Below are 12339 nucleotides of genomic sequence, written 5' to 3'. Positions count from 1 at the left end.
AATAAAAAGACCGCTTGTTCATTCTTGCATAATTCACCGCCGCACAGCGTATTTTTATTTCGAATCTAGTATACCTTTGAAAACAGCCGCCTTATGTTGCAAGAACAAGTTAAATTTATTAGAAACCAAACGACCTTTCGTCCCGGTGATTGCCGTTTAACCCCTTAATGCTTTACAATAAATGAGAGTAAACTCTTTTTACTCATAGCAGAGTAAATGTTTGTGCGTGAAGTGTCATGTGAACGGGGAGTTGTCACTGAACGAAAAACTACTACACTAGTTTGCGGTACAAACATTGCATCCCGCTGCTACATAGAAGAGGACTCCTCTATATGTAGCAATTTACATTTTACAATCATATGGAGGTGTCCTTATGAAATTTTTTACAAAGCATTATTTTCTACAACCCTTTAGTACCACTACGATTGTTTTTTCAGCTATGTTTATTTCCTTAAACATCATTTTTACCCATATGTTGGCTGTCCAGACCCCATTTATACGAATTAGCTTTGGCTATTTGCCTATTGCATTATTTTGTGCGTTATTTGGTCCAATGCTTGGAGGGACAATTGCCGCCATTGCCGACATTCTTGGCTGTATCATTTTTTCCTCCGGATTGTATTTTCCTGGTTTCACCTTAAGTGCCTACCTTTCAGGCATTATTTACGGATATTTTTTCTATCATAAAAAAGTATCCCTACAAAGGATTATCATGGCAAATACTGTAATATTTATCTTTATTAATTTAATCTTAAATACTCTCTGGTTATCTATTCTTTATCACAAGGCTGCCCAAGTTTTTTTTGCAGGTAGATTGATTAAATGTTCTATTTTACTCCCCATTCAGATCATTACGATCTATATTGTCTATCACTCCTTACTGAGACATAAAATAATCAATGCTATACATAAATAATCGCAATATAAAATAATATAAAAAGCCAGGAAATACGGTTTATACCATATTTCCTGGCTTTTTATATTGTAAAATTCAATTTTGATTTGTTTACTGGCGTTAGCTTTTTTCCTCTTTTAAAAAGGTCCAACCCTCTTTTTCTTCAATTTTGCCTAACTTAATTAGCCGTCCCAATGCACGCTTAAAAGCAGCTTTACTTAGACCAAATTTGGCCTTGATAATTTCCGGGGAGGTTGTGTCACTATAAGGCATTTTGCCATCTCGTTCAATAAGAAAAGCAAGAATTCTATCGGAATCGCCCTCCATAGCCTTTTCTTTTTGGGGACGCATCGAGACATTAATCCGCCCATCATCACGAACATAGGTAATACGGGCCGTAATTTCATCGCCAACATGAGGCCTGCCGATCATTTCATTTTCATGTAAAAAAGCAATATAGCGCTCCGACGTAAAGAGAAAAGCGCCATTTTCACCATAATTATAGAGACTGCCTGTTACAGTATCACCAATCTTAGCAACTTCAGCAGGTTGTGACGCACGACGCAACTCATCTTCCACTTCCATCGTCACAGCAAGGCGATCAGATTTATCACGGTATAGTTTGACCCAAACTGTATCATCAACCTTGATTTTACCCCTCATGCCAGCAAAAGGCATAAAGATACCACGTTCAGCACCAATATCAACAAAAGCGCCATCCTTCGTTGTATTAATCACCTTGACTCTTGCCACTTGACCTTCTTTCATTTGAGGAAGTTTCATGCTGGCAGTGAGCCGCCCCTTGGGATCACGATATAAAAATACCTTAACCTCATCACCAACAACCAGATTTTCTGTCTGTTGCACCTTATGTAACAGAATATCCTCTGACGTATTCCCTGTACCAGCATCTAAGAAAGCGCCCATCTCATTCATCCGGGCCACCTTAAGCGTCACTACATCACCTGGCTTATGCGTCATAGTTCTCACTCGGCGCATCGCCCCATAGCCTTTCAAGATTATAAAAAGCGCGTTCTTCTTCCACAAAGACATGAGCGACAGTATCACCATAATCTAACAAAATCCAGCGTCCCTCGCGCCCTCCCTCTTTACGTAATGGCGCATATCCCTGTTCGACTAATTTGTCTTCAATGTGATCCGCGATTGCCTTTACTTGCGTAGAAGAAGCAGCACTACAAATAATAAACTCATCTGCCACAGTAGAAATACCTGTTAAATTTAAAATGACAATATCACGGGCTTTCTTATCGCTAGCGGCAGCAGCAATCCGCTGGGGTAAATTTAAAGTTGTTTCGGTCATATTTTTCCTCCTCGTGTTTTCATAAATTAGTATCTGTGACTTTTTAAAGGCTTATTCCAAAAAAGCCTACAGCGTTTGCTGTAGGCTTTGGCAGCGAAACTCAATTTGAATTTTGACTTACAACAGCTGATTTTGTCGTAAGCATCTTTTCCACTACTTGTTGTATCTGTTCTTTATCAGGCTCCCAGTAGCTAATATTCTTGATTGTTGCAAAATTTCCCGGTAACATATCTACGCTGAGTGTGCCTGCCTTAATGCCACGTAACGTATTTGCCACACGGACAAAAGTGAAAGCAGGCATATTTGTAGCAATATTTTCATTGAAGGCTGAAATCAGGTAAGGAATTTTTACAATCGTACCCAATTGTAAAAATTGATCAGACAGAGCCTTTAAAAATATTTGCTGACGCTGAACACGCCCAATATCCCCTAGTTCATCATGGCGAAAGCGCACATATTCACCAGACTGATAACCATCAAGATGTTGATAACCTTTATGAAGATTAATAACTAGATCGGCGTAGGGGTCTTCATAAGCCATATTATGTTCCACATATAAATCAACGCCACCTAAAATATCGACAACTTTAATAAATCCTTGCCATTTAATTGTCATATAATATTGAATAGGAATATTTAAAAAATCCTCTACTGTACGGACAGCCAAAGCAGAACCGCCAAAAAAGTAAGCATTATTAATCTTATCTAGTCCTTTATAACCAGGAATATTTACTCGCGTATCTCGAGGAATAGATAATAAATTCACCGTTCCTTCGCCTGGATCAATACTTGCTACAATCATCGTGTCCGAGCGGCTCGGGGAATTGGGTTCGTCAAAATCACCATCATCTAATCCCATTAATAAGATATTAATCTTTTTATCAGAATCCTTATGAGAAGACTTACTTTGCGATGTCTCATTGGCAACTGCAGTGACTGGAGCCGCCATAAATTTACTAATAGCATAATAAGCAGAACCCACTGCTGCAGAAACGATCAAAATAGCCAGAGGGACGACAACAAAAACACGAGACCAGCGAATTTTATAACGGGAACGGCTTTTCTGCGAAGTAGACATCTTCTTCTCCCCTCTCTACGTCATCAATACTTATTCATTGTTCATATCTTGCAGGATTTGATTTCGACCTGCAATAGTATTGGGATGAATCCAAGATCTTTTTTCAACTAAATATACAATGGAATGATCAAAAGCAGTGAGCAGCGCAAGATCCATATCCTCTTGAGCTACTTCACGCAGCTTGTCCACACCAGGATAGTGACGATGGGGTTCAATACAGTCTGCTACATAAATAATCTTATCTAATAAAGACATCCCCATGCCCCCCGTCGTATGTAAAGCAATAGCCTGACATATTGCCTTGTCATCTACTGCAAGCTCCGCCTTGACTAAGGTCGCAGCAAGAGGTGCATGCAATATAATGGGATCACATCTGTCAGCAATACTCATCACTATACCAAAAGCTTCACATTTTTGCAATAGGAGATTAGTAGGGATTTCCCGGGCATAATCATGGAGTAATCCAGCTACCTCGGCCTGATGAATATTTGCACCATAACGCTTAGCAAGAGCTACTGCGGTATCCTTCACACCCATGGAATGTTGAAAGCGTTTGGACGATAAACGTTGTTGTAATATCGATACATAGTCACGAATAATCACGCTAGTCACCTCTTGTGCTAAATTCGCTAGTTTTCTGAAATATCCTCCATAAAAAACGAAAGCCCCCTTAATTAAGGAGGCTGTAGGCTTTAGCTTTGTCGGGGTTTGGCTTCATTGACAACAATTTGTCTACCTTCCATATCGGCGCCATTCATTGCCGAAACCATAGCATCTACATCTTGATCTTCTACTTCTACAAATCCAAAGCCCCGTGATCGACCTGTTTCTTTATCCGTAATAATACGACCGGATATAACTTGGCCATGCGAACCAAAAGCATTTATTAAAGAATCTTCTGTTGCGGACCATGGCAAGTTTCCAACGTAAAGTGTGGTAGCCATAAGAGAATCACCTCTCTTTCTCAAAGAGTAAAAAATCCTTGCATCCACATTATTTACGCTTTCTGTCATATTCATGCTTGCCTTTATTTGGCTGTCCCTCATTACGCCTTAGTTACAATACAAACCTTCCTTTCGAATATACATTTCAACGCTTTCAGGTACAATGTATTTAATGGCTCTACCTAAACGGACTTTCTCACGAATATCTGTTGAGGATATTTCAAGTTCCGGTGTTGCCAAACGATGAATGTGACGACGGTCACTGGCACCAAAGTAATGAAAGACTTCATCAATGGAACAGAGCGAACCAGGTCTTGTTGCCGCAACAAACTGACATAGTTTCAGCAAGTCATGAATGTCGTGCCACGTATGCAATTCACCCACTGTATCGGCACCAACGATAAAATACAGTTCGGTTTGATTTCCGTACTCCTTTATTAAGTCCCGAGCCGTATCAATGGTATAAGAGGGCCCGCTACGTTCTAATTCCATAGGCGATACAGTAAAAAAGGGATTTGAATAAGTGGCCATCACGGTCATAACATAACGATGCCAAGCCTCTGTAACATGACTCTCTTGTTTATGAGGAGGATTCCCTGCTGGTATAAAAATAACTTTTTCAAGTTGAAACTCATTACGAACAGCTTCTGCAGTCACTAAATGACCAATGTGAATAGGATCAAAGGTTCCACCCATAATACCTAATCTTCTTTTTTCGGTATTCATGTCATTTTTCTCCTTATTATCAGCCAAAAGCCCCCGTCTACCGAAAAGGTACCATGAAAAGGATCAGCCGAAAACACACCATGCAAATCATCATGATGCCAACGGTTTTTAAATAATCCAAGGCATCCCACCGCCCCTTGCCTTCTTTCACATAGTTCAGGAGTGCTCTTACATAGCCCATTTTTTGCCTCACATATTACATAATCCACTTTATTTTTTGCTTATTCCTCTTTATCATACAATAGCTTCATAAAAAACTCCAGAAATATTCCTAGCCAAAGCCAGCATCTCACTTAAGACTCGGCAACCGAGTTTTTATCATTCGCTTGTTTACTATGAAGTTTATTATTTAAAACATTCCAGATGGAGTTCTTTTCAAACCCTTTGCGCCAAGAAGCAACTCCAGCCAATTGATACTGGTCTACAAGATCAGCTTTAAGTCCAATCGAACGGTCTTCCTCTAACCAAATCCGATGGCGATTGCCGTCTTGTTGGTACTCCGTATAATATTGCCCCTCTTTTTCAAGCCACTGCGGCGTAAGGTGATAGTCCTGAATAATTTTTTCTTCATTTTCCATGGACAACGTCCGAGAACGTACAATGAACCGTCCCGTTTCGTCGCTTCTTTCTATCCATTCTCGCGTATAAAAGGGCAAGCCTAATAATAGCTTCTCTTTGGGAATAGAAAGGAGCGTATTTTCAATTCCTTCTTTCACCCAGCCATAAGAAGCAACAGAACCACTCACAGGGCTTTTCGCCCAATGCTCATCATAAGTCATGACCATGACATAATCAACAGCTTTGCTGAGATTCACCCTGTCATAGCATTTAGACCAATTGGGAACATTTGCCGGAACCGTAACATCGAGCGATACGACAAGATTTTGCCGCCCTAAGGGAGGGGAAATTTTTTCGACAAAATGAGTAAAGGCCATTTTATCGCTTTCATAAATATTTTCAAAGTCAAGATTAATTCCATCCAGCTCATAGTAGCTGGCATAAAACAACAATTGATTGAGTACCTGATCCTGCGCGACTTCATTTTGCAAAAGTTCATGCGTTAAATCAGGGTCAAAACTATTTGTGATAAGGGCCCAGACTTTATACCCTTTACTGTGAGCCAAATCGACGTAATCTTTATCTGCTTTATTAACAATCAGTCCATTAGACTGCGTAACAGCAAACCAGGTCGGCGCCAATACATTAAGGCCCTTGGGCGGAAGTTCATTTGATAACTTTTGGGTACTTGTTTTTACATCCCAAACTAAATTGATTTTTTCCTTTGGCATCCCCTTTACTGTTGCACTCTGCAATACAAGCGGACCGACAGCTGGACTGTTTAGCTGTAAAATCAAGTTACCACTATAATCGAAACTGATATTCACGCCAAGCAGGCTATCAAGATTGGCAATATCCAAATAGTATTGATTTTTAAGACAAATAGCAGGAAAACTTACAGGAACAGGATCTTTTATTTGTTTTTGAGCGGCACCGCCGATAGTGAATCGCTCGGGCTTTACAGCAAAAGTAATAACATTTTCATCAGACAAATAAGCGGCATTGGCAGTAAAATAATGCTTTAGCAGCGAAAGAGGCACAAGTATTTGCGTTGCACTCACATAAGCCAAATCCCCCGTCGGCTCATAGGAATCGTTGATTTTCATGACAATAGGTTTCGGATCATGAACAGGTGCTGCGGCTAAAGCAACTGAAATGCTGCTAACACTGGCAAGAATCAGTAGAATAAAGCCATATACAAGAGACCATTTTTTTTTCATTAATGATTGTCCTCGCATTTCATTGATTTTTTTTATTATCATTTAGACAATGATAATAAAAAGCAGACACCTTTGCATCGCTGCAAAAAACTGCCTGCAATAAAAATTTTCTATCTGATTTGGCCTTCACCATCAATCAGATATTTCGTACTTGTCATCTCCTTGAGTCCCATGGGGCCTCGAGCATGAAGCTTCTGCGTACTAATGCCGATTTCGGCGCCAAAGCCGAATTCGCCGCCATCCGTAAACCGCGTGGAAGCATTGACATAGACAGCTGCCGCATCCACTTCATGCTGAAACCGACGGGCATTAAAATAATCCTTCGTCACAATCGCTTCAGAATGACCTGTACTATAGCAGGCAATATGTTCAATCGCTGCATCAATGGATGGAACAATCTTCACAGACAAAATATAGTCATGATATTCCGTTGACCAGTCTTCTTCTGTTGCGGCTTTAACAAAATCATAATAGCACTGCGTTTTGTCACAACCGCGTAATTCCACCTTGGCATCATGATACTTTTGTAGCATAGCTGGCAAGAATACATCGGCAATTTTTTCGTGAACAAGTAACGTCTCCATGGCATTACATACACCAGGACGGGAAACTTTTGCATTAAAAGCAATCTTCACAGCCATCGTTAAGTCGGCTGTTTCATCAATAAAGGTATGACAAACACCAATGCCTGTTTCAATGACAGGCACCGTACTATTCTTTACAACTGTCTGAATCAGTCCGGCACCGCCTCTTGGAATAACAACATCAAGATAATCATTCATTTTTAACAGAAACTGCACAGCATCCCTGTCTGTTGTTTCAATCAAAGCAATCGTACCTTCAGGCAGACCTGCCTCAAGCGCAGCAGCCTTCAGAACGGAAGCAATAGCTAGATTAGAATGGATAGCCTCAGAACCGCCACGTAAAATAACGGCATTACCTGTTTTTAGGCAGATCCCTGCAGCATCAACAGTCACGTTGGGCCGAGCTTCATAGATCATAGCAATGACGCCAAGTGGTACACGCACCTGGCGAATCTCCAGCCCATTGGGGCGCTGTGTAACCGAAATGGTCTCACCAATGGGGTCAGGCAGAGCAGCCAGCTCTATCAGCCCACGAGCCATGGCTTCAATCCGGTCATGATCCAGCATTAAGCGATCAAGAAGGGCCTCACTCAATCCCTTGGCACGACCAGCCGTAATATCTTGACTGTTGGCCACAAGAATCACGGCCTCCTTATCAAGTAAAGCCTGCGCCATAACCTGAAGGGCCTGATTTTTTTGTTGTGATGAATAAGTAGCGAGTTTGCGAGCCGCAAACTTCGCTTGTTTTCCTTTCGTTTCTAACTCACTGCGATAATCCATATTGTCCCCCTCACACAAGCAAAGCTAAATTGTCACGATGAATAATTTCATCATAAGGCTTATTTCCTAATATATCAGCAATTTCATCGGTATGACGGCCTTTAATTTTTTCTACGTCAGCTGCAGAGTAGTTGACTAAACCACGAGCAATTTCTTGCTCGTTCGTTGTAAAAACGCGAATCGTATTTCCCTGCTCAAAATCTCCTTCAACAGCTGTAATACCTGCAGAAAGCAGACTTGATCCATCTTCAAGCAAAGCTTGTTCACAGCCCTTGTCAATCGTAACAGATCCATGCAGACGTGAACCAAACGCAAGCCAACGTTTCCGAACATGAAGGGCATTTTCTTTAGACAAAAAAAGTGTCCCCACAGCTTCTCCGCTTAAAATACGACGCAAAACTTCCTCACGGCTACTTAAGGCAATAACCATGGCCACACCGGAGCTCATGGCAATCTTGCCAGCTTGAATCTTCGTATACATGCCGCCTGTGCCGCGCAGCGACCCTGGTTCACCTGACAGAGATTCTATTTCCGGCGTAATATCCGTAATAAGCTCAATCAGCTTAGCAGCCGGATTCTTACTCGGATTATCTGTATAGACCCCTTCCACATCAGACAAAATGACTAGCAAATCGGCATCAACGAGTCCGGCCACAGTAGCTGATAAAGTATCATTATCCCCGATCTTCAATTCATCTACAGCAACAGCATCATTTTCGTTAATTACAGGAATCACGCCGAGTTTCAACAAAGTTAACAAACTGTTGCGGGAATTGGCATACCGCTGGCGATTGACTGAATCAGCCCGCGTTAAGAGTACTTGCGCCACCGTTTGTCCATATTCACTAAAAAGCTTTTCATAAATATGCATTAAAATACCCTGTCCCACAGCCGCAGCAGCCTGCTTTTCCGGAATGGTTTTCGGCTTTTCCATAAGTCCCAACCGATCCATTCCCACACCTACTGCTCCTGATGTGACAAGAATGATCTCTTTGCCTTGATTGTGAAGATCTGATAATTCACGGATTAACTTTTCAATACGAAGCAGATTTAATTTGCCATTCGCATGTGTAAGTGTACTTGTGCCGAGTTTCACAACAATACGCTTTGCACAAGATAAATTTTCTCTCGTTAACATGGAAGTTCTCCTCCAAACCGCCTATTTTTGTTAAGGCAAGGTAATGACAGGTTTATCCGGATTTGGCCGATAAAGCAGACCATTTCTACCAATTACCTGTACCACACTAGCTTGAAGGGCTTCCCCTAAGGCATAAACAGCATCATTTGGCTCAATCGGACTATTTGTAAGCACTTTTACTTTAATTAACTCGCGGGCAGTCACAACATCATTGGCACTGTCAATAATGGCTTTCGTAAGCCCTCCCTTGCCTAATTGCACAACTGCATCAAGCGTCATACCAAGGGATCGTAAATGACGTTTTTGTTTACCTGTTAATAGGATTAATTCTGACATTCTTCTCCACCTACTCTTTATATTCAAACTCCATATCGCTAATGCGAACAGTATTGCCTTCCTTAATACCCCGTTCCTTTAAACGCTCATCAAGACCCAAACGTCGCCAGGTCAGTTGGAATCTACGCAAACCTTCATCATTATCAAAATTAATCATGGCAACAAGTTTTTCAATATCCCTACCTGATACAACAAAGGCTCCGTCATCTGTCCGGGAAATAGTAATTTCATCTGCTGGCTTAGCTTGATAAACAACAGTCTCACTACTTGTATCAGTTGCTTCAACATAGTCTTGAAGCAACTGATAAGCACGCCAAAGGAGAGGCTGCAAACCTTCCCCTGTTGCAGCGGAAACAGGAAAAATCTCATGTCCCTGCTTCTCTAAATAGGCTGTAACCCGCTCAATATTTTCCTGGGCTTCAGGCAAATCCATTTTATTCGCAGCAATGAGCTGCGGACGCCGCGCTAGTTTCTCACTATAAAGCTTTAGTTCTTCATTAATTTTCTGAAAGTCAACAATGGGATCACGACCTTCTTGCCCTGAAATATCCAACACATGAATAAGTACTTTTGTTCTCTCTACATGTCGTAAAAATTCGTGACCAAGCCCTGCGCCTTCATGAGCGCCTTCGATAAGTCCCGGAATATCAGCCAAAACGAAGTTTGCGCCTTCCTTCAAACTGACTACACCCAGTACAGGTACAAGTGTGGTAAAATGATAAGCTGCAATTTCCGGTTTCGCTGCTGACACACTGGCAAGGATGCTGGACTTTCCAACACTCGGGTATCCTACTAAACCAATATCAGCCAGTAATTTTAGTTCAAGTATAACACTGCGATGTTCACCTGGCTCACCTTTTTCGCAAAATGTCGGTGCTTGATGGGTACTGCTCACAAAATGAGAATTGCCACGACCGCCACGACCGCCTTTCGCTACAATCACGGTTTGTCCTACTTCTGTCAGATCTGCAATAACATGACCTGTTTCTTCATCCTTCACTAAAGTCCCGCTTGGCACTTTCACAAAGGTATCTTCCGCGCTCCGACCGTACATATTATTTTTTTGCCCATTATCCCCCCGTGCGGCCTTAAACTTACGCCGATAGCGAAAATCAATGAGCGTGTTCAGATTGTTATCAACAATAAAAACAATATTGCCACCCCGACCGCCATCACCACCGTTTGGACCGCCTGAAGCTACGAATTTTTCCCGGCGAAAACTAGCGATTCCATTCCCCCCATCACCGGCTTCTACAGCTACTTTTGCTTTATCAATAAACATAAATCAGTCTCCTTTGTTACACTTTTCAGGACGCAATGGCAGATGCCTAAGGCTTGCCTACTTATGTAATATTTACGAAATCATGCTTTTTTATCACTCGTCCTTGAGGTGACAAGCACCTTCTTTAGCATGGAGACGCAGAGTTTCAGCCACCATATCCGTATTTTTAGCTACACTCTCTAGATAATCTTTAGCCTGATCCACCTTACCAAGTTGAAGTAAGGCATGAGCCACTTGAATATGATTAACAAAATCGTGACGTTGAGCGCGAAGCATCCTAATAATCGCTGGACAAATTACGTCAGGCGTTGATTGTTCCATACCCTAGCCCCCTACTTTAGGTCAATATAGGTTTTTTCGCTTCCAAAGTAATAAACTCCTGTTACAAACAAAAAAATAGCCTGCAACTATACAAGTCGCAGGCACTCATTTTAAAGTATTACATTGCTTCTTCTACCTTGTAAACACTAATTTGTCTGTTTACACGGCCTTTGCGTTCAAAAGCAACTTTTCCTTCAATCTTAGCAAATAGCGTATCATCGCTGCCAATACCGACATTTTTACCAGGATAAAAATGCGTACCTCTTTGACGAACCAAAATGCTTCCAGCTGTAACAAGCTGACCTGCCTGGCTCTTAACACCTAAGCGCTGAGCGGCACTGTCACGACCATTACGGGTACTGCTGACACCTTTTTTATGAGCAAATAACTGTAAGTCAAAAGTAAACATGTTTTTTCACCTCCTGCACTCTTCAATGCGAACACTTTTTGGATTTAACTTAGCAATTTCTCTGAGTCCTAGTAGCATAGTGGACAAAATGGCCTCAGATAAAGAATCAGGTTCTTCAACGAGTGCACAATCAAGCTTACCGTTCGCTACTGTAAGAGACAATTCGCGATTTAAATGACTCTCAAGCCCTAGAACCGCCGACTGAGTTAAAGCCGAAACACCTGCACATACAATATCTTGTCCATGAGGCGCTGTTCCGGCATGACCCGTTACTCGCATACGAGTAATATATTTACCGAAAAAGAAAATTTCTATCGTAATCATTACGCTTCGATTTTTTCAATAACAACCTTTGTAAAAGGTTGACGATGGCCCTGACGACGACGATAATTGGATTTGGCTTTATATCTGAAGACTAAAATCTTCTTTTCTTTGCCATGATCCACAACCTTGCCTGATACTTTCGCGCCAGCAACAAGAGGCTTGCCAATAACAACTTCGCCTTCTTTGACAACTGTTAAGACAGAATCAAAAACAACGGCTTCACCATCAGCAATCTCTAATTTCTCAACAGAAATGACATCGCCTTCAGCTACACGATATTGCTTTCCACCTGTTTGGATAATTGCGTACATAAAATACACCTCCCTTGAAATCGAACTCGCCGAATGTGGTACCATGCGGATTTAAAACCTTCTTCGAGCGGTTTAGGAGAGCGACTAAATAGCAGCCGTCTACAGATTTAAA

Annotated in this window: 17 protein-coding genes and 1 riboswitch; of the genes, 1 reads left to right on the top strand and 16 read right to left on the bottom strand. The window is 41.5% G+C overall.

All coding sequences use genetic code 11. The annotated features are described in order from the left end of the window. Positions 1-206 precede the first annotated feature (206 nt). Positions 207-310: riboswitch (THF riboswitch) on the top strand. 63 nt (positions 311-373) lie between these two features. Continuing rightward, positions 374-916, top strand: coding sequence for a folate family ECF transporter S component (locus Ga0466249_RS04415; RefSeq protein WP_215828215.1), 543 nt, complete (start codon positions 374-376; stop codon positions 914-916). A 99-nt stretch (positions 917-1015) separates the two neighbouring features. Here the strand turns inward: Ga0466249_RS04415 and Ga0466249_RS04410 are convergent, their stop codons facing one another. The 16 genes from Ga0466249_RS04410 to rplU all read right to left on the bottom strand — a co-directional run bounded on the left by Ga0466249_RS04410 (position 1016) and on the right by rplU (position 12227). Further along, positions 1016-1894 carry a CvfB family protein gene (locus tag Ga0466249_RS04410; RefSeq protein WP_215828214.1) on the bottom strand — a complete coding sequence of 293 codons (879 nt, stop codon included), beginning with the start codon at positions 1892-1894 and terminating at the stop codon, positions 1016-1018. Beyond that, positions 1866-2216, bottom strand: a complete 351-nt coding sequence (gene rsfS, locus Ga0466249_RS04405; protein WP_215828213.1) for a ribosome silencing factor — start codon at positions 2214-2216, stop codon at positions 1866-1868. Before rsfS ends, Ga0466249_RS04410 begins: the two co-directional genes overlap by 29 nt. 100 nt (positions 2217-2316) lie before the next feature. Next, on the bottom strand, positions 2317-3294 hold the full coding sequence (locus tag Ga0466249_RS04400; RefSeq protein ID WP_215828212.1) for an LCP family protein: 978 nt from the start codon (positions 3292-3294) through the stop codon (positions 2317-2319). A 30-nt stretch (positions 3295-3324) separates the two neighbouring features. Continuing rightward, positions 3325-3897, bottom strand: a complete 573-nt coding sequence (gene yqeK / locus Ga0466249_RS04395; RefSeq protein WP_312889708.1) for a bis(5'-nucleosyl)-tetraphosphatase (symmetrical) YqeK — start codon at positions 3895-3897, stop codon at positions 3325-3327. An 89-nt stretch (positions 3898-3986) separates the two neighbouring features. Further along, positions 3987-4238, bottom strand: coding sequence for an RNA recognition motif domain-containing protein (locus Ga0466249_RS04390; protein ID WP_215828211.1), 252 nt, complete (start codon positions 4236-4238; stop codon positions 3987-3989). A 108-nt stretch (positions 4239-4346) separates the two neighbouring features. Then, positions 4347-4964, bottom strand: a complete 618-nt coding sequence (nadD, locus tag Ga0466249_RS04385) for a nicotinate-nucleotide adenylyltransferase (RefSeq protein WP_215828210.1) — start codon at positions 4962-4964, stop codon at positions 4347-4349. Between the two features lie 37 nt (positions 4965-5001). After that, complete coding sequence (locus Ga0466249_RS04380) at positions 5002-5145, bottom strand: hypothetical protein (protein WP_215828209.1); 144 nt, start codon at positions 5143-5145, stop codon at positions 5002-5004. Positions 5146-5257: 112 nt separating this feature from the next. Continuing rightward, positions 5258-6742 (bottom strand): glycosyl hydrolase family 18 protein, encoded by a 1485-nt coding sequence (locus Ga0466249_RS04375; protein ID WP_215828208.1) that lies wholly within the window; start codon positions 6740-6742, stop codon positions 5258-5260. Between the two features lie 110 nt (positions 6743-6852). Next, positions 6853-8106: a glutamate-5-semialdehyde dehydrogenase gene (locus Ga0466249_RS04370; RefSeq protein ID WP_215828207.1), complete on the bottom strand. Its 1254-nt coding sequence runs from the start codon at positions 8104-8106 to the stop codon at positions 6853-6855. 10 nt (positions 8107-8116) lie between these two features. Beyond that, entirely contained in the window at positions 8117-9244 is a 1128-nt protein-coding gene (proB, locus tag Ga0466249_RS04365; protein WP_215828206.1) for a glutamate 5-kinase, read from the bottom strand. A 30-nt stretch (positions 9245-9274) separates the two neighbouring features. Further along, positions 9275-9580, bottom strand: coding sequence for a YhbY family RNA-binding protein (locus Ga0466249_RS04360; RefSeq protein WP_215828205.1), 306 nt, complete (start codon positions 9578-9580; stop codon positions 9275-9277). Between the two features lie 10 nt (positions 9581-9590). Next, positions 9591-10862, bottom strand: a complete 1272-nt coding sequence (gene obgE / locus Ga0466249_RS04355; RefSeq protein ID WP_215828204.1) for a GTPase ObgE — start codon at positions 10860-10862, stop codon at positions 9591-9593. 93 nt (positions 10863-10955) lie between these two features. After that, positions 10956-11183, bottom strand: coding sequence for a Spo0B domain-containing protein (locus Ga0466249_RS04350; protein ID WP_215828203.1), 228 nt, complete (start codon positions 11181-11183; stop codon positions 10956-10958). Between the two features lie 118 nt (positions 11184-11301). Next, positions 11302-11592 carry a 50S ribosomal protein L27 gene (rpmA, locus tag Ga0466249_RS04345; RefSeq protein WP_215828202.1) on the bottom strand — a complete coding sequence of 97 codons (291 nt, stop codon included), beginning with the start codon at positions 11590-11592 and terminating at the stop codon, positions 11302-11304. A 6-nt stretch (positions 11593-11598) separates the two neighbouring features. Further along, a complete protein-coding gene (locus Ga0466249_RS04340) occupies positions 11599-11916 on the bottom strand; it encodes a ribosomal-processing cysteine protease Prp (protein WP_215828201.1) in 318 nt (105 codons plus the stop codon). Continuing rightward, the gene (rplU, locus tag Ga0466249_RS04335) at positions 11916-12227 is read right to left on the bottom strand and encodes a 50S ribosomal protein L21 (protein ID WP_215828200.1); all 312 of its coding nucleotides are present in this window, start codon (positions 12225-12227) and stop codon (positions 11916-11918) included. Before rplU ends, Ga0466249_RS04340 begins: the two co-directional genes overlap by 1 nt. Positions 12228-12339: the final 112 nt, after the last annotated feature.

Source organism: Pelorhabdus rhamnosifermentans (assembly GCF_018835585.1).
Lineage (GTDB): Bacteria > Bacillota > Negativicutes > UMGS1260 > UMGS1260 > Pelorhabdus > Pelorhabdus rhamnosifermentans.
Note: the sequence above shows the minus strand (reverse complement) of the source record. Positions and strands in the feature narration are given on the sequence as shown.